The organism is Streptomyces sp. NPDC046939 (genome assembly GCF_040644575.1).
Classification (GTDB): Bacteria; Actinomycetota; Actinomycetes; order Streptomycetales; family Streptomycetaceae; genus Streptomyces.
On record NZ_JBEYWV010000005.1, the window covers coordinates 166,755 to 187,600 of the forward strand.

Annotated in this window: 23 protein-coding genes; 13 read left to right on the plus strand and 10 right to left on the minus strand. The window is 71.4% G+C overall.

Annotated features, from left to right (window positions below):
- Positions 1 to 171 precede the first annotated feature (171 nt).
- On the minus strand, positions 172 to 1,020 hold the full coding sequence (locus tag ABZ877_RS07710; RefSeq protein WP_361066027.1) for a helix-turn-helix transcriptional regulator: 849 nt from the start codon (positions 1,018 to 1,020) through the stop codon (positions 172 to 174).
- Between the two features lie 101 nt (positions 1,021 to 1,121).
- On the opposite strand from ABZ877_RS07710, the gene ABZ877_RS07715 reads away from it, so the two are divergent.
- Positions 1,122 to 1,868, plus strand: coding sequence for an SDR family NAD(P)-dependent oxidoreductase (locus tag ABZ877_RS07715; RefSeq protein ID WP_361066031.1), 747 nt, complete (start codon positions 1,122 to 1,124; stop codon positions 1,866 to 1,868).
- A 165-nt stretch (positions 1,869 to 2,033) separates the two neighbouring features.
- Here the strand turns inward: ABZ877_RS07715 and ABZ877_RS07720 are convergent, their stop codons facing one another.
- The gene (locus ABZ877_RS07720) at positions 2,034 to 2,795 is read right to left on the minus strand and encodes a DeoR/GlpR family DNA-binding transcription regulator (protein ID WP_361066035.1); all 762 of its coding nucleotides are present in this window, start codon (positions 2,793 to 2,795) and stop codon (positions 2,034 to 2,036) included.
- Positions 2,796 to 2,885: 90 nt separating this feature from the next.
- On the opposite strand from ABZ877_RS07720, the gene ABZ877_RS07725 reads away from it, so the two are divergent.
- Together ABZ877_RS07725 and ABZ877_RS07730 are read left to right on the plus strand one after the other, a co-directional pair.
- A complete protein-coding gene (locus ABZ877_RS07725; protein WP_361066038.1) occupies positions 2,886 to 4,127 on the plus strand; it encodes an MFS transporter in 1,242 nt (413 codons plus the stop codon).
- Between the two features lie 135 nt (positions 4,128 to 4,262).
- Positions 4,263 to 5,276 carry an LLM class flavin-dependent oxidoreductase gene (locus ABZ877_RS07730; protein WP_361066041.1) on the plus strand — a complete coding sequence of 338 codons (1,014 nt, stop codon included), beginning with the start codon at positions 4,263 to 4,265 and terminating at the stop codon, positions 5,274 to 5,276.
- On the opposite strand, the gene ABZ877_RS07735 is transcribed toward ABZ877_RS07730, so the two are convergent.
- The 4 genes from ABZ877_RS07735 to ABZ877_RS07750 all read right to left on the minus strand — a co-directional run bounded on the left by ABZ877_RS07735 (position 5,242) and on the right by ABZ877_RS07750 (position 8,147).
- Positions 5,242 to 6,261, minus strand: coding sequence for a hypothetical protein (locus ABZ877_RS07735; protein ID WP_361066044.1), 1,020 nt, complete (start codon positions 6,259 to 6,261; stop codon positions 5,242 to 5,244). The two genes, ABZ877_RS07730 and ABZ877_RS07735, sit on opposite strands and share 35 nt — an antisense overlap.
- 273 nt (positions 6,262 to 6,534) lie before the next feature.
- Positions 6,535 to 7,203 carry a DedA family protein gene (locus ABZ877_RS07740; RefSeq protein ID WP_361066047.1) on the minus strand — a complete coding sequence of 223 codons (669 nt, stop codon included), beginning with the start codon at positions 7,201 to 7,203 and terminating at the stop codon, positions 6,535 to 6,537.
- A 210-nt stretch (positions 7,204 to 7,413) separates the two neighbouring features.
- On the minus strand, positions 7,414 to 7,821 hold the full coding sequence (locus ABZ877_RS07745) for a hypothetical protein (protein ID WP_361066051.1): 408 nt from the start codon (positions 7,819 to 7,821) through the stop codon (positions 7,414 to 7,416).
- A gap of 131 nt (positions 7,822 to 7,952) precedes the next feature.
- Positions 7,953 to 8,147 (minus strand): hypothetical protein, encoded by a 195-nt coding sequence (locus ABZ877_RS07750; protein WP_361066055.1) that lies wholly within the window; start codon positions 8,145 to 8,147, stop codon positions 7,953 to 7,955.
- Between the two features lie 114 nt (positions 8,148 to 8,261).
- On the opposite strand from ABZ877_RS07750, the gene ABZ877_RS07755 reads away from it, so the two are divergent.
- The 4 genes from ABZ877_RS07755 (at position 8,262) to ABZ877_RS07770 (ending at position 13,448) form a co-directional block, all read left to right on the plus strand.
- A complete protein-coding gene (locus tag ABZ877_RS07755) occupies positions 8,262 to 9,098 on the plus strand; it encodes an enoyl-CoA hydratase/isomerase family protein (RefSeq protein WP_361066058.1) in 837 nt (278 codons plus the stop codon).
- Positions 9,099 to 9,299: 201 nt separating this feature from the next.
- Positions 9,300 to 10,640, plus strand: a complete 1,341-nt coding sequence (locus tag ABZ877_RS07760; protein ID WP_361066062.1) for an epoxide hydrolase — start codon at positions 9,300 to 9,302, stop codon at positions 10,638 to 10,640.
- A gap of 244 nt (positions 10,641 to 10,884) precedes the next feature.
- Complete coding sequence (locus tag ABZ877_RS07765) at positions 10,885 to 12,399, plus strand: GMC family oxidoreductase N-terminal domain-containing protein (RefSeq protein WP_361066065.1); 1,515 nt, start codon at positions 10,885 to 10,887, stop codon at positions 12,397 to 12,399.
- Positions 12,400 to 12,428: 29 nt separating this feature from the next.
- Positions 12,429 to 13,448 (plus strand): nitronate monooxygenase, encoded by a 1,020-nt coding sequence (locus ABZ877_RS07770; protein WP_361066068.1) that lies wholly within the window; start codon positions 12,429 to 12,431, stop codon positions 13,446 to 13,448.
- A 69-nt stretch (positions 13,449 to 13,517) separates the two neighbouring features.
- On the opposite strand, the gene cynR is transcribed toward ABZ877_RS07770, so the two are convergent.
- Positions 13,518 to 14,411 carry a transcriptional regulator CynR gene (gene cynR / locus ABZ877_RS07775; protein ID WP_361066071.1) on the minus strand — a complete coding sequence of 298 codons (894 nt, stop codon included), beginning with the start codon at positions 14,409 to 14,411 and terminating at the stop codon, positions 13,518 to 13,520.
- A gap of 126 nt (positions 14,412 to 14,537) precedes the next feature.
- Here cynR and ABZ877_RS07780 point away from each other — a divergent pair, with 126 nt between their 5' ends.
- From ABZ877_RS07780 to ABZ877_RS07795, 4 genes are all read left to right on the plus strand, one after another.
- A complete protein-coding gene (locus ABZ877_RS07780; protein WP_361066074.1) occupies positions 14,538 to 15,137 on the plus strand; it encodes a carbonic anhydrase in 600 nt (199 codons plus the stop codon).
- A gap of 87 nt (positions 15,138 to 15,224) precedes the next feature.
- Positions 15,225 to 15,695 (plus strand): cyanase, encoded by a 471-nt coding sequence (gene cynS / locus ABZ877_RS07785; protein ID WP_361066077.1) that lies wholly within the window; start codon positions 15,225 to 15,227, stop codon positions 15,693 to 15,695.
- 127 nt (positions 15,696 to 15,822) lie between these two features.
- Positions 15,823 to 16,365: a nucleoside deaminase gene (locus ABZ877_RS07790; protein WP_361066080.1), complete on the plus strand. Its 543-nt coding sequence runs from the start codon at positions 15,823 to 15,825 to the stop codon at positions 16,363 to 16,365.
- A 64-nt stretch (positions 16,366 to 16,429) separates the two neighbouring features.
- The gene (locus tag ABZ877_RS07795) at positions 16,430 to 17,026 is read left to right on the plus strand and encodes a DUF6817 domain-containing protein (RefSeq protein WP_361066083.1); all 597 of its coding nucleotides are present in this window, start codon (positions 16,430 to 16,432) and stop codon (positions 17,024 to 17,026) included.
- Positions 17,027 to 17,095: 69 nt separating this feature from the next.
- Here ABZ877_RS07795 and ABZ877_RS07800 read toward each other — a convergent pair whose 3' ends face one another.
- Entirely contained in the window at positions 17,096 to 17,317 is a 222-nt protein-coding gene (locus tag ABZ877_RS07800; protein ID WP_361066086.1) for a hypothetical protein, read from the minus strand.
- Positions 17,318 to 17,499: 182 nt separating this feature from the next.
- On the minus strand, positions 17,500 to 18,354 hold the full coding sequence (locus tag ABZ877_RS07805; RefSeq protein ID WP_361066089.1) for a helix-turn-helix transcriptional regulator: 855 nt from the start codon (positions 18,352 to 18,354) through the stop codon (positions 17,500 to 17,502).
- 150 nt (positions 18,355 to 18,504) lie between these two features.
- Here ABZ877_RS07805 and ABZ877_RS07810 point away from each other — a divergent pair, with 150 nt between their 5' ends.
- Positions 18,505 to 19,239: an SDR family oxidoreductase gene (locus ABZ877_RS07810; RefSeq protein WP_361066093.1), complete on the plus strand. Its 735-nt coding sequence runs from the start codon at positions 18,505 to 18,507 to the stop codon at positions 19,237 to 19,239.
- 169 nt (positions 19,240 to 19,408) lie between these two features.
- On the opposite strand, the gene ABZ877_RS07815 is transcribed toward ABZ877_RS07810, so the two are convergent.
- Positions 19,409 to 19,984 carry a TetR family transcriptional regulator gene (locus ABZ877_RS07815; protein ID WP_361066096.1) on the minus strand — a complete coding sequence of 192 codons (576 nt, stop codon included), beginning with the start codon at positions 19,982 to 19,984 and terminating at the stop codon, positions 19,409 to 19,411.
- Between the two features lie 81 nt (positions 19,985 to 20,065).
- Here ABZ877_RS07815 and ABZ877_RS07820 point away from each other — a divergent pair, with 81 nt between their 5' ends.
- Positions 20,066 to 20,839 carry an oxidoreductase gene (locus ABZ877_RS07820; protein WP_361066099.1) on the plus strand — a complete coding sequence of 258 codons (774 nt, stop codon included), beginning with the start codon at positions 20,066 to 20,068 and terminating at the stop codon, positions 20,837 to 20,839.
- The last annotated feature ends 7 nt before the right edge of the window (positions 20,840 to 20,846 follow it).

The window sequence follows — 20,846 nt, forward strand, 5'->3', positions numbered from 1 at the left end:
GCAAGGGGGCGGCGACCCGTCTGTGCATCGTCGAGGCCGCTGCGGCCGAGATCCGGGAACGCGGTGCGGCTCGCGGTCGCCGTCCATGAGGCAGACCGCGCTCTCCGCGGGCTCCACAGAACATCTGGAGGCGGGCCGGACCTGTGCCTCGACCGACCGCTGCGGTGATGTCTACCGTTCCGCTTCGGCGAAGCGGTCCAGGCCCAGCACGGCGAGCAGTTGCAGCTTCTCGTGGCTCTCGGTGCGCGGGGAAGCGGTGAGCACGAGCAGCGTCTGGGACTGGTCCTCGGTGAACAGCGCCTGGCAGTCCAGCTCAAGTGCGCCCAGTTCGGGGTGGAGGAGCGTCTTGTGGTCCTCGAAGCGCTGCGCCACCTCGTGCTGCTCCCACAGTTCGGCGAACTCCTCGCTCGCCTTACGCAAGGCCCGCACGAGGTCGCCCGCCCGCGAGCGCGGGCCGCGCAGCCCGTGGGCGGCGCGGAGGTTCGCGACTTGGGCGCGGCTCTGCCGGTCGCGGTCGGACTCGGGGTAGACGAGCCGTTCAGTGGGGTCGGTGAACCATCGGTAGACCGCGCTGCGAGCGAGCCCGGTGCGGTGCGATGCGTCCCCGAACAGGGCGGCGGCCATCCTGTTCTGCACCAGCGTCTCGCCCAGGTCGCTCAGGACGAGCGCCGGGGTGTCGTCGAGACGGTCGAGGACCCGCAGCAGCGCGGGGGCGACATGCGGCGAGGCCGACAGCGACACCGGCGCGTTGTGTCCGGCGATCCGGTACAGGTAGGTGCGCTCGTCGTCCGTCAACCGCAGCGCCCGCGCGATCGAGGCCAGCATGTGCTCGCTCGGCTGCGGCCCACGCTGCTGCTCAAGTCGCGTGTAGTAGTCGGTCGACATCACGGCGAGGGAGGCGACCTCCTCACGCCGCAGACCCCGGGCGCGCCGACGCGCACCGGCGGGCAGCCCGATGTCCTCGGGCTGGAGCGCCTCGCGGCGGCGGCGCAGGAAGTCGGCCAGTGCTGCACGGTCCATGCCGGCGATTGTCTCCCGCCGCAGGTGGGGGAACCAGGGATTGCCGATCCCCCGATAAGCGATCTCTGCACCCGTGGCGGAGGGCCGGTGACGATGGGCCCATGAACATCTCCGGAAACACCATCTTCATTCCCGGTTCCACCAGCGGCATCGGCCTCGCCCTCGCCGTGCGGCTGCACGACGCGGGCAACACCGTGATCGTCGGCGGGCGGCGCGCCGAGCTGCTGGAACGGATCGCGGCCGAGCACCCCGGCATCCACACCGTACGGATCGACACCACGGACGCGGCGAGCATCGCCTCCGCCGCGAAGCAGGTCCTCGCCGACCACCCGGACCTCAACGTCCTGGTCACGATGGCCGGCGTCATGCACGCCGAGGACTGGCGCGACCCGGCGTCGTTCCTCGCCACCGCCGAGGCCACGGTGGTCACGAACGTGCTCGGCCCGATCCGGCTCATCGCCGCGTTCGTCGAGCACCTCCAGACACGGCCGGAGGCCACGATCATGACCGTCTCCTCGGGCCTCGCCTTCGCACCGCTCAAGATCACGCCGAGCTACAACGCCACGAAGGCCGCGATCCACATGCTCAGCGAGTCCATCCGGCTGCAACTGGACGGCACCTCGGTGAAGGTCGTAGAGCTGGTGCCGCCGGCGGTCCGCACCGCGCTGCTCCCCGGGCACGAGGACAACGAGCAGGCGATGCCCCTCGACGAGTACATCACGGAGGTGATGGGGCTGATCGAGGCCGAGCCCGACGCCAAGGAGATCCAGGTCGAACGCGTGAAGTTCCAGCGCTACGCCGAGGCGCGCGGCGACTACGACAAGGTCGTCGCTGCCATCAACGGCTGAACGCCGCCTCCGCGATGTCGGATCTGTGCGGGCTTGCGGGCATGCGGGGACCGGGGGAGTGAACTGGGCGGCCGGAACGGCCCAGTGACCGGCCCGGCCCCGCGACGGAGTCTGAGCGTTCACAGCCGAGGTCGTGAGCCGAAGCGCCCGGCGCGGGGCCGCGGGTCAGACGGTGGTGACGGTGACGCCGGCGTCCTGCAGTGCGGTGATCTCGTCGGTGGGCGTGGCGGCGTCGGTGACGAGGGTGTGCAGGAGTGCGGGGGGCGCCACGTGGGCGTAGGCGGTGTGGCCGAGCTTGCCGGCGTCGGCGGCGACGATGACGCGGCGGGCGGAGGCGATGGCGGCCTTCTTGACGGCGGCGTCGTCGAGGTCGTAGGCGGTCACGCCGTCGGTGGCGGTGAGGCCGCAGCAGCCGATGATCGCGGTGTCGAAACGCAGCGCGGCCAGGGAGGCGAGGGTGAGCGGGCCGGTGAGGGCGCCCTCGGCGGCGCGGGGCTGGCCGCCGGGCACGACGAGCGTGGCCGGTCCGGGCGTCTCGCTGAGCACGTGGATGGCCTGCAGGGACAGGGGCATGACCGTGACGTGCCGCCCGCGCAGCAGGCGGGCGACCTCCAGGCAGGTGGTGCCGCTGTCGAGCAGGATGCTCTCCCCGTCGGCGACGAGTGTGCTGATCTTGGCGGCGATGCGCTGCTTGGCGTCGACGGCCTCGTGGGCGCGCAGGGCGAAGGGGGGCTCCTCGCCGCGCAGCAGCAGGGTGCGGGCGCCGCCGCGGACGCGCTCGAGGACGCCCTGGGCGGCGAGGATGTCGAGGTCGCGCCGGATGGTCATCTCGGAGGCACCGGTCAATTCGGCCAGCTCCTGGACGCTGGCCCCGCCGGAGTCCCTGACGGCCTTCGCGATCAGCCCGTGCCGGTCTGCGTTGCTCATACCGCGATTCAACACCACACCGAAACAAACAACCAAGATGTTCGCTAAGGCTGCTTTCAAACACGACTGATGTTCGTTACGGTGAGCGGCATGGAACGTTCGCTCCGAGCCGCCCGCGTGGCGACCTACGTCTACTTCGTCCTCTGCGGCACCTTGATGGGCGCCTGGGTGGTGCACATCCCCGCGATCGAGGACCGCGTGGGCATCAGCCACGCCACCCTCGGCGGACTGCTGGTGCTGCTCGGGCTCGGGGCTTTCGCCGGCATGCAGGTCGCCGGTCCGCTGACGGACCGCCTGGGTTCGCGGATCGTGGTCCCGGCCAGCGGTGTCCTGTGCGCCGCGGCCCTGGCCCTGCCCGGTCTCGCCCGCGATCCCTGGGTACTGGGCGGGGCGCTGCTGGTCTTCGGCTTCTGCAACGGCTGCCTGGACGTGAGCATGAACGCCCACGCCGTGCACGTGGAGAAGGCCTACGGGCGGCCGGTGATGTCGGGGTTCCATGCCACGTTCTCCGTCGGCGGGGTCCTGGCCTCGCTGATCGGGGCGGGCGCGGCGAGCGCGGGTCTGCACCCGGCCGCGTCCATGGCCGCCATGGGGGCGATGAGCATCATGACCGCTCTCGCGGCAGCGCGCGCCCTGTTGCCCGCCACCCCCGCCGTCGACAGCACCGACGGCGACGAGAACCCCGTACGGAAGACCGTGGAGTCGGACGCGGCCGAGCCGCGCGGCACGAACAGGCGGGTCTGGCTGCTGGCCGTGCTGGCGCTGATGGTCATGCTGTGCGAGGGCGCCGCCAACGACTGGAGCGCCCTGCACCTCAAGGACGTCCTGGACGCGCCCGCCGGTACGGCCGCGTTCGCCTACGGCACCTTCGCCGCGGCCATGACGATCGGCCGGCTGCTCGCCGACCGGCTGGTGGTCCGGTTCGGATCGATGGCGATCCTGCGCCAGGGCGCGGCCATGGCCGCCGTCGGCATCACGCTCGTGGCGCTGGGCCCGTGGATGTGGGCGGCGTTCACCGGCTGGGCACTGTTCGGGCTCGGCCTGTCGGGCTGTGTCCCGCAACTGTTCAGCGCGGCCGGACACGCCGACCCGGCGGCGGCCGGCGCCAACGTCTCCCGCGTCGCCGGACTCGGCTACGTCGGCATGCTCGCCGGCCCCGCCGTCATCGGCTGGTCGACCCACCTCGTCGCCCTCAACCACACCTTCGTCCTGCTGACACTGCTGTGCGCGGCCACCGCGGCCGCCGCCGGGATCCTGCGCACCGGAGCAAGCCACGCCACGGAGCCTGTGGCAAGCGGCCGGCCGTCCCAGCCTGCGCGCAGCGACCACTGACCGCCTGCGCGGTGCGGACCCTGACCCTCGCACTGCGCAGGCCCCTGTCCCGCACCACACCGGCCGGGCCCCGTCCCCGTCGACGCGTACGCCCCGCCGATCCACCGATCCGCCGATCCGCACAAGGAGTCCTCGATGCCGACCATCCCCGAGACCAGCCCCGCCCCGGACGGCGGCCGCGTCGGGGTCATGCTCCCCCGCGACCTGCCCGCGCACGAGGTGCTGCCCTACGCGCGGCGCGCCGAGGAACTGGGCTTCGACCAGGTGTGGGTGGTCGAGGATCTCGGCTGGCGCGGAGGCATCGCCCAGGCGGCCGCCGTGCTGGCCGTCACCGAGCGCCTCACCGTCGGCATCGGGATCATGCCCGCCGGTGCCCGCAACGTCGCCTTCGCCGCGATGGAACTGGCCACCCTCGCCCAGTTGTTCCCCGGCCGCCTCATCGCGGGCATCGGCCACGGCATGCCCGTCTGGATGCGACAGGCAGGGGCCTGGCCCGCCAGCCCCCTCACCCTGATCAAGGAGTACACCACCGGGCTGCGACTGCTCCTGCGCGGCGAGCCCGGCCCCGCCAACGGCCGCTACGTGCAAAGCGAAGGCGTCGTCCTCACCGAGATCCCCGACATCGTGCCGCAGGTCGTCCTGGGTGTGCGCGGCCCGAAGTCGCAGGCCATCGCGGGGGAGGTCGCCGACGGGCTCCTGCTGGCCGAACCCGCCGCCCCCGTCTACATCACCGCCTCCCTCCACCACCTGCACACCATCGCCCCGGACCGCACTTCACGCACGCGCGAGCCGTACATCGTCACCTACGACGCGGCAGCCGTCGACGACGACGAGAGCGCCGCCCTCGCCCGCGCCCGCGGCGCCCTGAAGGACATCGGCGAACCGGACTGGGCCGCCCACATCGCGCCCCTGCCCTTCGCCGACGAACTGCGCGAACACCGCGCCGCCTGCGCCGACGCCGGACACTTCGCCGCCACCCTGCCCGATGCCTGGGTCCGGCAGCTGAGCATCACCGGCACCCCCGACCAAGCCCGTCAGGCCATCCACGCCCGCCACACGGCAGGTGCCACCAGCGTCGTCCTCGCCCCCGCGGGCCCCGACGCCCTGAAGGCCCTCACCTCCCTCGCCCGGGCTCTGCCCCACCACTGACCCCGGCACCTGCCGCTGCCCGCCAGGCCCTCCGCAGCAGCCACACGGCCCCCGCGCCGAGCAGGACACTGCCGGCCCCGGCGACCGGAAGTGGCGTCCCCATGCTGAGGCCGTGCACAAAACCGGCCCATACGTACGTGAGCAGAGCGCCACCGGCGAGGGCCAGCCGGTGGAGGGGGCTCCAATGGCGGCCGCGCGCCCAATGCGCGTACCCCGCCGCGCACACACCGACCAGCACGAACCACGCCACGCACAGCAGCCACCCCGGGAAGCGTTCGGGCAAGAGGTCGCGGGCCCAGTACAGGCTGGTCACCATGAACGCGGCCAGGGCCACGGTGCGCGGGCGGGGCGCGCGTGCGCCGCGCACTGGGGCAGGGGACCGGCCCACGAAGAACGCACCGACGCCGAGGGCGACGATCACCGCGGACGACCAGGCCAGTTGGGCGGGCGAGGCGACGAACCCGGTGCCCGCGACCTGGAAGGCGCACAGCAGCGCGGTGCCCAGCACGAAGATCGTGGCGACAAGGGCCGTCCCCCGGCGGCTCAGCCACGGGCGGGGCTCGGACGCGGCGTCGAAGGCTTCGACGAGGGCGATGGGAACGCAGATGCTCCACACCGTGTGCATCGTCAGCACGTCCTGCAGCATCTGCAGGCTCGTGCCCAGTCCCGGCAGCATGGTGCCCGCATAGGCCGCGCCGAGGTCGAAGCCGCCGTAACCACGATTGAACAGCATCATGTCGACGGGCCCCTCCTCCAGGAGGGCGTACGCCGCAGCGAGCACGATCATCGTCGGCCACCCCCGCCGAGCACGGCGGGCCGCCTCGCGAATGAGCAGCGCGCCGCCGCCGTACATGGGGGCGAACAGCAGCAGCGCGAGCGGGTTGGTGAGCGGCGTGTTGCCGAGCAAGAACTCGCCGACGAGGGGTGCGAGGAGGAACAGCGCGAGGGCGCGTCGTCTGCCTCGACGGTGGATGTGTCCGGCCATGTCCCTGAGGCTATATTTCGGCCGATATGCCCCGATACCTGCGGGCGGTCAGAGGTGACGCGACTTTCGGCCCGCCAGCCGAGGTTCGTCGCCGACTTTCGGATCGGCGCCCTCCATCCTCCGTCGCGGTTCATTGGGGACGCGTGCCCACAGCGCGGCCGTCCATCGAGTCGGCACAGCACGTGCGCGTCGCGGGTCGTCACGTCGCGGTCCGCGGAGCATCGATCGAGGCACCGTCGAGAGAGAGCAGCGTACGAGGCATCATCCGCGGGCCTAGTTCGCGTCGGCCGCCCGCCGCGAGCGCAGCACTTCGAGGGCGACCGGAACGAGGGACACCACGACGATCACGCCGACCAACGGCAGCAGATACCGGTCCACGTTCGGGATCGAGGAGCCGAGCGCGTAACCGGCAAGGGTCAGCCCGAGGCTCCACACCAGACCACCCGCCACCTGCCAGAGGGTGAACGTGCGCACGGGCACGCCCAACGCTCCGGCCAGCGGGTTGAGCACCGTACGCACCACCGGCACGAACCGTGCGAGGACGATCGCCTTCGCGTGCCCGTACCGCGCGAGGAATTCCTCCGCGCGCTTCGCACCCTCGGCGAGGCGCGCCGACCGGCTGCGTGCCAGCAGCGCGCCGCCCGCCCGGCGCCCGAGCAGATACCCGCACTGCGCGCCCGCGACCGCACCCACGGCGGCCGCGACGAGCAACGGTCCCAGGGTGAGATGCGCGCCGTGGCCCGGACCTCTTCCTCCGGTGCACAGCAGCCCCGCGGTGAACAGCAGCGAGTCGCCGGGCAGGAAGAACCCGATCAGCAGCCCTGTCTCGGCGAACATCACCACGCCGACGCCGAGGACCCCGAACGCGGTCAGGAGAGAGGAGGCGTCCAGCACATTCACGGCGAGCTGTGACGACAGAGGTACTGCCAGGGGTGTGGTCATCGGCGGATCCTTCGCCCTTGTCGGATGGCGGAGCAGGGGCTGAGGCGCTGGTGACTACAACCCTGTAGACGGTCTACTGTACTGTAGACGATGACGGGGTGAGGGGAGTTCTTCCCGCGCGGGTCGCGGAGGCCCGCGCAGCCTTGACGAAGCGCAGGGCGAACTAACCGGCACTCGGGCGCCCGCGGTGTCGGATCGGGCCGTGATAGGTCAGGGGCGTAGTGCCGCGCCCAGGTTCTCGCAGGCTTCGGTGGCCTGGCCGGCGGCTTCGGCGCACAGGCGGCAGTGCTCGCGGTGGGCGGCGTGTCGCCCGCACACGTCGCGGGCCTCCCGGCAGGCGATGAGACACGCGGCGAGCTGCGCGCCGATCAGCGGGCGCTGGGCGTCGTCTCCGCGCAGCAGCAATTGGACCGTGGTGTGAGTGACGTCGGCGCAGTCGAGGTTCTGGGTGATCGCCTCGCGCAGCGAATCGGCGTCCTTGTCCGCGAGCATCCCGGCCGCGCAGGCGCTGCTGGCTTGCGCGCAGGCGCTGAGTGCGTGGACGGTGCGGGCCAGGACATCGCTGTCGACGGAGAGACGGCTGCCGACGCTGTCGATGAGTTCCCGGGTGTGCTGCATGGCTCCCCCAACGTGTGGGAAGGGCAGGATCGTCACCGGTCACGCTACTGCTGAAGTCGCTTATTGCGGAGGGGAGTTGGGACGGTCTGGTTCCCAACTCTCTCAGCCCGGTTGCAGCGATGGCGCCGCTGTCAGGCGGTCGGTCCGGTGCGGAGCCGCCGGGCCTCCCGCACGAGCGCGTACAAAGCGCCGAGGAAGATCACGACGCCGGCCAGGAGCCAGAGGACCGACGCCCCGGAGCGGTATTCCCGAACGGCGCCGACGAGCAGCGTCAGGCTGACGAGGACGCCGAAGGCGGAGATCAGAGCGCTGATGCGGTGAGTCACACGTACATCATCGACGATAACTCCGCCGGCCGGCCACCGAGCCGTTCTACGCCGATCGTCAGAGGCGGTCGGCGCGCATGCCTCTTAGGTTCGGACGTGGAGGAGGAGCATGCGATGGCCTCGTACGAAACCTTCCGTGTCCGGCCGGACGGCGGGGTCCTGTCCGTGACCTTCGACGCCCCGCCGATCAATCTCACCGGTCCCGAGTTCGTGCGCGACCTTGTGACGCTGCTGGCGGAGCTCGCCCGGCCGGACGCGTCGCGCGTGGTGGTCTTCGACAGCGCGGACCCGGACTTCTTCCTCCCGCACGTCGACCTGACCCGGGTCGCCGAGTACACCGCGGAAGCCGGCAAGGGCGGCGGGCCGGGCGATGCCTCCTTGGGGATGGTGTTCCACCGGCTGAGCCGTACCCCGGCCGTCACCATCGCCAAGGTGCGCGGCCGCGCCCGCGGGGCGGGCAGCGAGTTCCTGCTCGCCTGTGACATGCGGTTCGCCTCCCGGGAGAACGCCGTGCTGGGCCAGCCCGAGGTCGGTATCGGTGCACCGCCCGGGGCGGGCGCGTTGCAGCATCTGACCCGGCTGCTGGGCCGGGGCCGGGCGCTGGAGGCCGTCGTGACGGCGGCCGACTTCGACGCGGACCTCGCCGAACGCTACGGCTGGATCAACCGAGCGGTGCCCGACGCCGAACTGGACGCGTTCGTCGCCGCCCTGGCGGCCCGCATCAGCGGCTTTCCCCGTGATGCGTTGATCGCGGCCAAAGCCACCGTCAATGACATCAGCCTCCCCTCGGTCCCCGCCGTACGCGCCGACGCCGCACTCTTCCAGCAACTGGTGCGCGGCGAGACAGCCCAGCAGCGCATCGCGGAACTGTTCGAACAGGGCCTGCAGATCCGGGGCGACACCGAGCTGCGTCTCGGAGACGCGCTGAGCAGGCTGAAACGAGCCGACTGAGCCCGCACAACACCCGCGCCCACCGGCGTCCCCACCCTCCGCCACTACGAGCCGGTGACGAGCCCGCCGCCCATGTGCGTGCCGGCGGGCGGACGGCCGACAAGGCACTCACCGAGCGGCAGCCGCAGCCCTACCGTGGGCCCCAGCCCCACGAAACGGACCTCGCACGCGTCTGCTCCGGCACCGGAGAAGGAGTCCTCGATGAGCGCGCAGGAGAACACCGGTCACATCGGCACAGGCCGACGGCGGTTGCTCGGGCTCGCGGCCGGCGGAGCCATGGCCGCCCAGTTCGGCTTCCCCCGCCGGGCACGCGGTGCGACGCCGGACGAGCGGTCCGCCCCGTCGACCGCGCCGGGGGCACACCCCGACGGTGTGCGCCGCTTCCGCATCCGGGTCCCGCAGAGGGAGCTGACCGCGTTGCGCCGCCGACTGCGGGAGGCGCGCTGGCCGGAGCGAGAGACCGTCGACGACCGCAGTCAGGGCGTCCAGCTGGCCAAGCTCCGCCCCCTCATCGCGTACTGGGGCTCCGACTACGACTGGCGCAAGGGCGAGGCCAGACTCAACGCGTTGCCGCAGTTCATCACCGAACTGGACGGCCTGGACATCCAGTTCGCCCACATCCGCTCCCCGCACCCCGACGCCCTGCCGCTGCTCATGACCCACGGCTGGCCCGGCTCGATCTTCGAGATGCTGAAGGTGATCGGCCCCCTGACCGATCCCACCGCTCACGGAGGACGGGCCGAGGACGCCTTCCACCTGGTGCTGCCGACCCTGCCGGGCTACGGCTTCTCGGCCAAACCGACCGCGCCGGGCTGGAACCCCGCCCGGACGGCGCGCGCCTTCCACACGCTCATGCTGCGGCTCGGCTACCGCAGGTACGTCTCCCAGGGCGGCGACTGGGGCGCGACCATCTCGCACCAGCTCGCGATACAGCACGCCAAGGGCCTGCTCGGCATTCACGTCAACATGCCCGGCACCGTGCCCCCGGACATCATCCGCCACCTGCGCAACTACGACCCCGCACCCCCGGGGCTGTCGCCGCGCGAGAAGACCGCCTACGAGCGGCTGCTGCACTTCTACCGTGACGGCTACGGATACGCGGCGATGATGAACCAGAGCCCGCAGACGATCGGCTACTCGCTGGCCGACTCCCCGCTCGGGCTCGCCGCGTTCAACTACGACAAGTTTGCCGAGTGGACCGACAGCGGCGGTGAACCCGAGAAGGTCCTCACCTACGACGAGATGCTCGACGCGATCTCCCTGTATTGGCTGACCAACACCGGCGCGTCGTCCTCGCGGCTGTACTGGGAGGCGGCGCGCGGCGGCGGTGGCCCCTTCGACGCCGTCGACATCCCCACTGTCCCCGTCGCGGTCACGGTGTTCCCGGGCGAGATCTACCCCGCGCCGCGCAGTTGGGGCGAGCGGGCCTACGGCAACCTCATCCACTGGAACGAGGTCGACCGGGGCGGCCACTTCGCCGCCTGGGAACAGCCGGCCCTGTTCTCCCAGGAGATCCGTGCCGCCTTCCGGCCCCTGCGCTGACGCACGTACCTCTCCTGCGGCGGCGAACGGCGGACGCCGGGATGGGGTGGGCCCGCGGAGATGGCCGATTCGCGCGCCTCCCGCCGGCCCCGGCCCGCAGGACAATACCGACGCGGCAGCGGCACCGGCGAAGGTGAACGCACGGCACGGCACAGATCGCCGGGCGCGCGTCACCCCCGTACCAGTCGTAGGCGACGGCCAAGGGCTTGAGTCGATGAGGACGCAGACGAGGCAGGGGACCACCGTGGCCGAATTCGAGTTCATCGTGGTCGGCGCGGGCACCGCCGGCTGTGTACTGGCCGCCCGGCTCTCCGAGGACGCCGATACGCGCGTCCTGCTGATCGAGGCCGGCAGCTCGGGCTCGCTGCCGGACCAGAGCGTGCCCGCCCGGTGGCCGAGTCTGCTGCAATCCCCGGCGTGCTGGGGGGAGTTCACCGTGGAGCAGGCGGCCACGGGGACCTCCACCCTTCTGCCCCGAGGCCGCGGCCTGGGCGGCTCGTCGGCGATAAACGCCATGGTCTTCGCCCGCGGTCACCGCTCCGGCTACGACCGCTGGGCGGCGGAGGGGGCCAAAGGCTGGGGGTTCGACGACCTTCTGCCGTACTTCAAGCGCAGCGAGAACGCCCCGGGCCGTGACCGGGCGCTGCGCGGGATCGGCGGCCCGCTCACGGTCGGCCCGGCCGCGCCCGCCCATCCGGTGATCGAAGCCTGCCTGGAAGCGGCCGCGCAGACCGGACACGCCCGCGCCGCCGACGTCAGCGGCGGGCTGGAAGAGGGCTTCGGGCTCGCCGATCTCAACATCGTGCACGGCCGACGGCAGACCGCCGCCGACGCCTACCTCACTTCCGCGCTGCACCGCCCCAACCTGACCGTCGTCACCGACGCCCTGGTGCATCGCCTGCACCTCACGCACGGGCGCTGCCACGGTGTGGAGTACCGGACAGCGGGCGAGACGGTGAGCGCGCACTGCGTGGGCGAGGTCGTCCTTGCGGCCGGCACCATCGGCTCCGCCCAGTTGCTGCTGCTGTCCGGCATCGGCCCGCGCGCCCACCTGACGGACGTGGGCGTCGAGACCGTCCTCGACGCACCGGGAGTGGGCCGCGCGCTGCACGATCATCCGATCGCCAGTGTCGTCTTCAGCGGGGCCCGCCCGGTCGTGGCACCGCACAGCAGCAACCTGGGCGAAGCCATCGGCCTGGTGCGCAGCGACCCAGCTCTGGACGCGCCGGACCTGCAAGTGCTGTTCGTCGACGCGCCCACGCATCTGCCCTCCATCAAGGGGCCCGGCAACGGCTACACCCTCAGCGTCGCGCTGATGTGCCCGCGCAGCCGCGGCACCGTACGCCTCGCGAGCGCCACACCGGACACGCCGCCCCGGCTCGATCCCGACTTCTACGCCGATGAGCGGGACCTGGCGGCGGTCGTGGCCGGAGTACGGCTGCTCCGCGAGATCGGCGCGGCGCCCGCCCTCTCCCGGTGGCGCGGTGCCGAAGCGCTCCCGGGCCCGGGTACGGACGACGACGAGGCGATCCGCGCGTACCTGTGCCGGACCCTGGCCTCCTACTGCCACCCGGTGGGCACCTGCCGGATGGGCGAGGACCCGTACGCGGTCGTCGGCCGCGACCTGCGCGTCCACGGGATCGAGGGGCTGCGGGTCGCGGACGCCTCCGTCTTCCCGTCCATTCCGTCGGCGAACACCGTGGCCACCGTGTACGCAGTGGCCGAGCGTGCCGCCGATCTGCTGCGCGCCCACCCGTAACGACCGTGCTCACCAAAGGGGGAGCCGACATGAGTGTGCTGAGCACCCGCCTCACCGACCGGTTCGAGGTGCGGTACCCGTTCGTCTGCGCCGGGATGGCCTTCGCGGGCGGTACCTCCGAGCTGGCCGTGGCCGTATCCGGTGCGGGCGGCATCGGCGGCGTGGGGGCCGCGCTGATGCCCCCGGAGGCACTGCGGCAGGTAATCCATGAGGTCCGCAAGGGCGCGGGCGGCGCCCCGTTCCACATCAACCTGATCACGTACTTCGACAACACCGAGCACGTCCGCGTCTGCGCCGAGGAGCGCGTACCGGTCGTCTCCTACCACTGGGGTCATCCGCCGGCCGACCAGATCGCTCAGTTGCGTGCGGCGGGGGTGTCGGTGTGGGAGCAGGTCGGCTCCGCCGACGCGGCCGGGCGGGCGGTCGAGGACGGGGTCGAGGCCGTCGTCGCACAGGGCTGGGAGGCGGGCGGGCACAACTACGGCGGACTGCCCACCATGGTCAACGTGCCCGCCGTGGTGGACGCCGTGGGGGAGCGCGCGCTGGTCCTCGCGGCGGGCGGGATCACCGACGGACGCCAGGTCGCCGCGGCCCTGTGCCTGGGCGCCGACGGCGTATGGGTGGGCACCCGGCTCGTCGCCTCGCACGAAGCACACGTACACGCGGAGCACCACCGGCGGCTGATCGCCGCGCAGGGGCAGGACACGGTACGCAGCGGGGTCTTCGGTCCCGAGTGGCCGCGGTTCAATCCGATGCGGGTGCAGCGCGACCGCGTAGTACGGGAATGGGACCACCGCCTCGACGAGGTCCCCGCCGACCGGGACGGACTCGAACAGGTCGGAACCACTCTCTTCCAGGGCGAGCGAACCGTACTGCGCAAGTTCAACGTGCTGCCGCCGACCCCGGCCACCGAAGCCGACTGGGAGGAGATGCCCTGGCTGATGGGGCAGGGCGTCGGCCTCGTCCACGACATCCGGCCCGCCGCGGACGTCGTCCGGCAGATGATGAGCGAGGCCGAGCGCGCCCTGACCGCGCGCCGCCAGGCTTGAGTTTATGGCTGAGCCGCGGCCCCGGAACCGGTCCGGCGCCCGCACCACGCCCGACCTCTGCGTCCGGCCTCACCCCAGAGCCCGTGCCCAGTGGACGACCTGCTGGGTGAAGGCGCGGGCCGCGGCGCTCTGGTAGGTGCTGTCGCGGCGCAGGAGCGTGACGGTGCGGGAGGGGAGTGCGGGGGCGAGGGGGATGGGGGTCAGGCTGGGGTGCGCGTGGGTGATCGCGTCGGGCAGGACGGTGGCCAGCGGGGTGCGTGCCACGATCTCGGTGAGGGCGCTGATGGAGTTGGCCTCCAGAGCGATGCGCGGCTTCACGTGGTGCTCGGCGAAGTGCTGATCGATGTGCCGACGGGTGGCGAAGTCGCTGCTGAGCAGTGCGAGTTGGCGTTCATCGAGGTCGCTGACGGGCAGCGGCCCGGGCGCGCCGGCGTCGGGGTGGTGGGGGCCGACGACGAGGCTTAGGGACTCGGTGAACAGTGCGGTGGCCTCGATGCCCGGCAGATGGGCGCCGGTGAAGGCGATGCCGAGGTCGAGCCGGTCGGCGAGCAGGTCGGCCTCGATGCGGTCCTGGGACATCTCGCGCACGTCCAGGCTGATGCCGGGGTGGCGGGTGTGGAAGCCGGAGATCACGGGGCCGGTGAGGTAGGCGGTGAAGGTGGGGGTGACGGCGAGGCGCAGATGCCCGCGGGAAAGGTCCTGGACGTCCAGGACCGCGCGTTCTCCGGCCGCGAGGTCCCGAAGGGCCCGCTGGGCGTAGTGGGCGTAGGCGGCCCCGGCGTCGGTGAGGCGGACGGTGCGGCCGGCGCGGTCGAGGAGTTGGACGCCGAGCGCCTTCTCCAGTTGCCGGATCTGCTGGGACAGCGTGGGCTGGGAAATTCGCAGCTCTTCGGCGGCGCGGGTGAAGTTGGCGTGCTCGGCGACGGCGAGAAAGTAGCGCAGATGACGCAGTTCCGGCTTCATTCCCCACACTATAGATGTCATCGATAGCTACTAGTCGTATTGCGTCTTGGACGCTATAGCCGCAGGTCATGCACAGTGAATGACGTCGGCCCCCACCGGCACACCCGATCGAAGGGAGTACGGGTCATGCGTCATCTCGCCCAGGGAATCGACCGCTTCCAGCGGGAGGTCTTCCCCGCCGAGGCCGGGCTCTACGCCCGCCTGGCCACCACCCACCAGCCCGGCACGCTGTTCATCGGCTGCTCCGACGCCCGCGTCGTCCCCGAACTGATCACCCAGTCCGGCCCCGGCGAACTGTTCGTCATCCGCACCGCGGGCAACCTCGTCCCCGCCCACACCCCGGCCGCCGACGGGGTGGCCGCCAGCATCGAGTACGCGGTCGCCGTCCTGGGAGTGCAGGACATCATCGTCTGCGGGCACTCCGCCTGCGGCGCGATGACCGCCCTCGCCGAAGGCCACGACCTGACCGGCGCCCCCGCCGTCGCCGCCTGGCTGCGCCACGCGGACGCCTCCCGGGCCCGCGCTCTCACCCTCTCGGAGGGCGAGGACAAGGTCGCCGCCCTGGTACGGCACAACGTCGCCGCCCAGATGACGAACCTGGCCACCCACCCTTCGGTGGCCCGCGCCCTGGCCGAAGGCACCGTACGACTCCACGGCTGGGTCTTCGACATCCCCACCGGCACCGTCGAGGAACTCCACGACGCGGCCCCGGCCCTGGCGGCCTGACCAGACCGGCGCCCCTCGCCCGACTGCCCACGACCCTGCCCGCCCCGGCTCACGGGAGCGGCACCCATTGGAAAGGAACCACCTCTCATGGTGCACGCCCAGTTCGACAACACCGCCCGTCAGCAGCTCGCGACCGCCGCGGTCGAGGCCAAGATCCGCCGCGACCTGTCCTGGCAGCAGATCGCCGACGCCGCCGGTCTGTCGGTCGCGTTCGTCACCGCCGCCGTCCTCGGTCAGCACGCCCTGCCCGAGGAGTCCGCCCGGGCGGTCGCCGAACTCCTGGGCCTGGACGACGACGCGGTGATGCTGCTGCAGACCATTCCCACCCGCGGCTCGATCCCCGGCGGCATCCCGACCGACCCGACGATCTACCGCTTCTACGAGATGCTCCAGGTCTACGGCACCACCCTCAAGGCCCTCGTCCACGAGCAGTTCGGCGACGGCATCATCTCCGCGATCAACTTCAGGCTCGACGTGAAGAAGGTCGCCGACCCGGAGGGCGGCGAGCGCGCCGTCATCACGCTCGACGGCAAGTACCTGCCGACCAAGCCCTTCTGAGGCGCCCTGCCGGACAGCACACCCCCGAGGCCGGGACGGGCCCGACGTCCTTCCATTCACGTGCCCGCCCCTGCCCGCCGTCCGTGCCGTATCGACACGGCCACCCCTTCTCCCTTGGAGGACCGCCATGGACTTCGCACAACGCACCATCGACCTCGCCCGGCAGAACGTCGCCGAAGGTGGCCGCCCCTTCGCGACCGTCATCGTCAAGGACGGCGAGATCCTCGCCGAGTCCCCTAACAAGGTCGCCCAGACCAACGACCCGACCGCCCACGCCGAGATCCTCGCCATCCGCGAAGCGTGCACCAGGCTGGGCACCGAGCACCTGACCGGCACCACCGTCTACGTCCTCGCCCACCCCTGCCCCATGTGTCTGGGCTCGCTCTACTACTGCTCCCCGGACGAGGTCGTCTTCCTCACCACCCGCGAGGCCTACGAGCCCCACTACGTGGACGACCGCAAGTACTTCGAACTCGCCACTTTCTACAGCGAGTTCGCCAAGAACTGGGACGAGCGCCGCCTGCCGATGCGCCACGAGGCACGTGAGGACGCCACCGCGGTCTACAGGTTCTGGCAGCAGCGCAACGGCGGCGACCGCCGCGTGGCCGACGCTGATCACCGCAGTGTTCGCAGCGTGTCCCGGGGGAGTGGCGACACCCCTCGGGATTGACGCGGATACCGGGACGGCAGACCCTCGGCAGAGGTGGGCACAGACGCATCCGGGAGGTGGCGGAATGACGGACGGCCGGGAGGAACTGACGAGCGCCGCGCCTGCTTCGACGGCCGACACCGACAGGGCTCTGCTGTTGCTGCGTCAGCGCGGCGCTGAAGGCGTCGCCCATCCTGGCGGCACGCTCTATGACCATCTTCAGCGGGTTGCGTCCCGCCTCGCCGAGTGGAGGGCCCGCCCGGCCCTGCACCTGGCCGGTCTCTGCCACGCGTTCTACGGGACGGACGGTTTCCCGACCGCCCTGGGACCCGTTGAGTGCCGAGGGGACCTCACGTCCGTGATAGGGCCGGAGGCCGAGGCGCTGGTGTACCTGTACGCCTCCTGCGACCGCGCCGCCTCCTACCCCACTCTGCACCGGAGCGACGCTGCCCTGCGCGACCGGTTCACCGGCCGCTCCTACCTCCCCGGGCTGCAGGAACGTCGGGACTTCACGGAGCTGACGGCAGCCAATGAACTCGACCTGGCTGCCATCAACCCCGGCTTCCGCGACAGCCATGGCTCCGAACTGCTCGCCCTGTTCAGTCGCGTACGGACCTGGTTGAGTCCGGATGCCTGGCAGACGTGCCGGACGGTGCTTTCTCCCTCGGGGCGGTCGCTGTAGAGGCTCGCCGCGCAACGGTCCGACGGGCCGGTTCGGCGCCGGGTGCCATTGCTGCGGTGGTGAGGCCGGTCAGGACCAGATGGACAGGCGGGCCGTGGTGGGGGCGACGTCACAGAAGTAGCTGACCGCCTGACCGTTGGCCACATAGGCCTTGCCCGCCGCGTCGCAGGCGGCGGCGCTCGGGTACATGCCGACGTAGGTGAAACCGGTGGCCTGGGCGGACGGGGCGAGCAGCAGGGCGGTTGCGGCCAGCAGTCCGGTCAAGCTCAGGGCCGAGATCGTTTTGCGCATGGGTGTGTTGCTGCCTTCCTGTCCGGTGGCGAGCGCTCCGGTCGTGATGTTCCGGTGCTTGGGGAGCAGCTTCCTGCACAGAGGGACCCGAGAGCAATGGTCTGAACCAAAGGAGTTCGGCTGGAAGCCGCAGCCAGTTTCTGTTCGCCGTGTCCGCCACCGTCGAGCCAAAGCCCGACGACCTACCAGTGCGAAGGCGGCCCGGCCTCCGCGCGGCGTCGGGTGGCGTGCAGGGAGCCGAGGAGGCCGAGGGCCCGGGCGCTCGGGCTGCCCGGTTCGGCGTGGTAGATGACGAGCTGCTGACCTGGGGCGTCGCGCACGTCGAAGGCCTGATAGGTGAGGGCGAGCGGACCGACCTCGGGGTGGTTCAGGTTCTTGGCGTCCCGGCTCTTGCCGCGCACGCCGTGGGCGTTCCACAGACGGTCGAACTCCGCGCTGTGTTCGGTCAGTTCGGCGACCAGTCGGCGCAGTTCCGGGCTGTCAGGGTCGTGGCCGGCGCCCTCGCGCAGGTTGGCCACGGCGGCCTGGGCCGCCCGCTCCCAGTCCGCATAGAAATGCCGGCCCGCGGGGTCGAGGAAGATCATGCGGGCCAGGTTGTCCGCCGGGTCGAACGGAGTGAAGAGCGCGTCGGCCAGGGCGTTGGTGGCGAGGACGTCCAGCGTGCGGCCCAGGACGAACGCCGGGGTGTGCGGATAGCCGTCCATCAACTGGCGCAGCGCGGGACTCACCCCGGCCGCCGTGTGGACGGAGCGTTCCGCACCGGGTGCACCGCCGGCCAGCCGGAACAGGTGCGTACGGGCGTCGTCGTCCAGCCGCAGGGCGCGGGCGAGGGCGTCCAGGACCTGGGGGGAGGGGTTGCGTTCGCGGCCTTGTTCCAGGCGGGTGTAGTAGTCGGCGTTCACCCCGGCGAGGACCGCGACCTCCTCCCGGCGCAGTCCGGCGACCCTGCGCGTCCCGTGGCTGACCATGTCCACGTCCCGTGGGGTGAGGCCGGCCCGGCGGGCACGCAGGAAGTCACCCAAGTGGTTCTCGTCCATGCCGTACAGCGTAGGCGGCCGTCCGTCGATTTGCCTGGGTGTGCCGTACCCAGGCAACGACCGTCCTGGTCCGGTGCCGGCCACCCCGCACAGACTCGGTTGCGCAGTCGGTCGACTGCGCAATCATCCATTCACCGGAAGGACATCGTCATGACCCAGACCGCCAAGGTCGTCCTGGTGACCGGCGCGAGCAGCGGGATCGGTGAGGCGACGGCCCTGCGCCTCGCCGCCGACGGCCACCGCGTGCTCATGGGCGCACGCCGCACCGAGCGCCTGGAGAAACTGGCCGGCCGGATCGCCGCCGACGGAGGCACCGCCGACTTCCGGCGGCTCGACGTCACCGACGCGGCCGACGTACGGGACTTCGTATCGGCCGCGATCGAGCGCTGGGGACGGGTGGACGTGATCGTCAACAACGCCGGAGTGATGCCGCTCTCGCCGCTGTCGGAGCTGAGGGTGGACGAATGGAACCGGATGCTCGACGTGAACGTCCGCGGGGTGCTGCACGGCATCGCGGCCACCCTGCCGGTCATGCGGGAGCAGGGCGGCGGCCACATCGTGAACGTCGCTTCGGTCGGCGCCTTCGAGGTGGTGCCGACGGCCGCCGTCTACTGCGCCACCAAGTTCGCCGTACGCGCCCTGTCCGAGGGGCTGCGCCAGGAGTCGGCCGGGGACATCCGGGTCACCGTGGTCTCCCCGGGCGTCACCGAGTCCGAGCTCGCCGACTCCATCTCCGACCCGCGTGCGCGCGAGGACATGAAGACGTACCGCTCGGTGGCTGTTCCGGCGTCCGCGATCGCCGACGCGATCGGCTTCGCCGTCTCCCAGCCCGCCGAGGTCGACGTCAACGAGATCGTGGTGCGCCCGGCCGCCAGTGCGCAGTAGGGAGCCGGCGACCGTCCGGCAGCCCGTAGCTGTATCGACGTACTGATGTATTGATGCATTGATGACGAGCGTCGCTGATATACGCCGGGGCCGCATCACGGCGGAGACCTCCGGTGCGGTGGAGCTGTCCGGGCTGCACCGCACCGGAGGTCGGTGGCGCAAGGCCCCGTCAGCTGTGTGTCGCCCCATGACGCAACCCGTCGAGCAGGAGACCGGCGATCTGTCGGGCCTCGTCGATCCATCCGCCGGTTGCCCGAAGGCTGCACACGCCTCCCAAGGCCCGCAGCAGGGTGGATCCGGTGACGTCGCCACGCAACGTCCCCGCCGCGCTGCCGGCATCGAGGAGACGGGTGAGGGCGTCGGCCATGCGGCTGCGGGCGTCGTCGAAGACCGGCGAGTCGGTGGCCATGATGCTCTCCAGCGCGACGGACATTCCCTTGCCCACGGCGGCATGGTCCACGAGCAGCAGCAGGAAGCGCCGGAGCGCCTCGTCAGGTGCGTGCTGGTCGATCAGGTCGTCGGCGGAGGCGCACAGCTCGTCGACCTCGGAGCGCCAGACCTCCTCGATCAGTGCCTCGCGGGTCTCGAAGTGGCGGTAGAGCGTGCCCACGGCGACCCCTGCCGTGCGGGCGATGTCCTCCACGTGTGCGTCGCCGTCGCCGTCGAGGAACGTCTGGCGGGCCGCGGCCAGCAACGCCTCACGGTTGCGGCGTGCGTCGGCGCGCATCGGGCGGGTTGTCGGCAAGGTGACCTCCATAACCTGAACCGGACTCCGTTTGAGTGCTACGGTTTCCGGAGTCGGGTTCATCTTACGGAGGAGTCTGCCATGCCGGATGTCGACGAGAGCCTGAACGGCCTGCGCGTACTGGTCACCGGCGGTAGCCGCGGGCTGGGCCGGGCGACGGCCAGCCGCTTCGTCGCGGCGGGAGCGACCGTGCTGACCGCCTCGCGCAGCCGACCGGCGGAAGACAACGGGGCCACATTCATCGCGGCGGACCTGTCGTCCGAGGACGGCGTGGCCGAGCTCGGACGCCGCGTCATCGACGAGGTGGGCGGGGTGGACGTCCTCGTGAACAACGCGGGCGCCGCGAGTCCGCCGGCGCCGACCCTGAGCCGGTCGGATGCGTCCTGGCTCGCGGACCTGGAGATGAACCTTCTCAGTGCCGTACGCCTGGACCGGGCCCTGGTGCCCGGGATGGTCGAGCGCCGCTCGGGCGTCGTCGTCCACATCTCCTCGATCGCCAGCCGGCTGCCCCAGCGCTCCGAGGCTTCCTACGCCGCGGCCAAGGCAGCGCTCAACACCTACAGCCGCGAACTGGCCACCGAAGTAGGCAGGCACGGGGTGCGTGTGGTCTGCGTCCTGCCCGGCTTCGTCGTCACCGAAGGAGCCGCCGCCCATCTGACGCACATGGCCGAGCAGCAGGGCGTGACGAACGAACAGGTGACCCAGCAGATCGTGGACCACCTGGACGTTCCCATGGGCCGTCCCGGCGACCCCGAGGACGTCGCCGAAATGATCGCCTTCCTCGCCTCCGGCCGTGCCAAGTGGCTCACCGGAGCGCAGTTCCGGGTCGACGGCGGCATCATCCCGACCGTCTGAACAACCA

What these genes read in the sequence shown, in the direction of transcription:
- ABZ877_RS07710 (WP_361066027.1), bottom strand. Translation starts at nt 1,020, where the DNA reads ATGGACCGTGCAGCACTGGCCGACTTCCTGCGCCGCCGCCGCGAGGCG.
- ABZ877_RS07715 (WP_361066031.1), top strand. Translation starts at nt 1,122, where the DNA reads ATGAACATCTCCGGAAACACCATCTTCATTCCCGGTTCCACCAGCGGC.
- ABZ877_RS07720 (WP_361066035.1), bottom strand. Translation starts at nt 2,795, where the DNA reads ATGAGCAACGCAGACCGGCACGGGCTGATCGCGAAGGCCGTCAGGGAC.
- ABZ877_RS07725 (WP_361066038.1), top strand. Translation starts at nt 2,886, where the DNA reads ATGGAACGTTCGCTCCGAGCCGCCCGCGTGGCGACCTACGTCTACTTC.
- ABZ877_RS07730 (WP_361066041.1), top strand. Translation starts at nt 4,263, where the DNA reads ATGCCGACCATCCCCGAGACCAGCCCCGCCCCGGACGGCGGCCGCGTC.
- ABZ877_RS07735 (WP_361066044.1), bottom strand. Translation starts at nt 6,261, where the DNA reads ATGGCCGGACACATCCACCGTCGAGGCAGACGACGCGCCCTCGCGCTG.
- ABZ877_RS07740 (WP_361066047.1), bottom strand. Translation starts at nt 7,203, where the DNA reads ATGACCACACCCCTGGCAGTACCTCTGTCGTCACAGCTCGCCGTGAAT.
- ABZ877_RS07745 (WP_361066051.1), bottom strand. Translation starts at nt 7,821, where the DNA reads ATGCAGCACACCCGGGAACTCATCGACAGCGTCGGCAGCCGTCTCTCC.
- ABZ877_RS07755 (WP_361066058.1), top strand. Translation starts at nt 8,262, where the DNA reads ATGGCCTCGTACGAAACCTTCCGTGTCCGGCCGGACGGCGGGGTCCTG.
- ABZ877_RS07760 (WP_361066062.1), top strand. Translation starts at nt 9,300, where the DNA reads ATGAGCGCGCAGGAGAACACCGGTCACATCGGCACAGGCCGACGGCGG.
- ABZ877_RS07770 (WP_361066068.1), top strand. Translation starts at nt 12,429, where the DNA reads ATGAGTGTGCTGAGCACCCGCCTCACCGACCGGTTCGAGGTGCGGTAC.
- cynR (WP_361066071.1), bottom strand. Translation starts at nt 14,411, where the DNA reads ATGAAGCCGGAACTGCGTCATCTGCGCTACTTTCTCGCCGTCGCCGAG.
- ABZ877_RS07780 (WP_361066074.1), top strand. Translation starts at nt 14,538, where the DNA reads ATGCGTCATCTCGCCCAGGGAATCGACCGCTTCCAGCGGGAGGTCTTC.
- cynS (WP_361066077.1), top strand. Translation starts at nt 15,225, where the DNA reads ATGGTGCACGCCCAGTTCGACAACACCGCCCGTCAGCAGCTCGCGACC.
- ABZ877_RS07790 (WP_361066080.1), top strand. Translation starts at nt 15,823, where the DNA reads ATGGACTTCGCACAACGCACCATCGACCTCGCCCGGCAGAACGTCGCC.
- ABZ877_RS07795 (WP_361066083.1), top strand. Translation starts at nt 16,430, where the DNA reads ATGACGGACGGCCGGGAGGAACTGACGAGCGCCGCGCCTGCTTCGACG.
- ABZ877_RS07800 (WP_361066086.1), bottom strand. Translation starts at nt 17,317, where the DNA reads ATGCGCAAAACGATCTCGGCCCTGAGCTTGACCGGACTGCTGGCCGCA.
- ABZ877_RS07805 (WP_361066089.1), bottom strand. Translation starts at nt 18,354, where the DNA reads ATGGACGAGAACCACTTGGGTGACTTCCTGCGTGCCCGCCGGGCCGGC.
- ABZ877_RS07810 (WP_361066093.1), top strand. Translation starts at nt 18,505, where the DNA reads ATGACCCAGACCGCCAAGGTCGTCCTGGTGACCGGCGCGAGCAGCGGG.
- ABZ877_RS07820 (WP_361066099.1), top strand. Translation starts at nt 20,066, where the DNA reads ATGCCGGATGTCGACGAGAGCCTGAACGGCCTGCGCGTACTGGTCACC.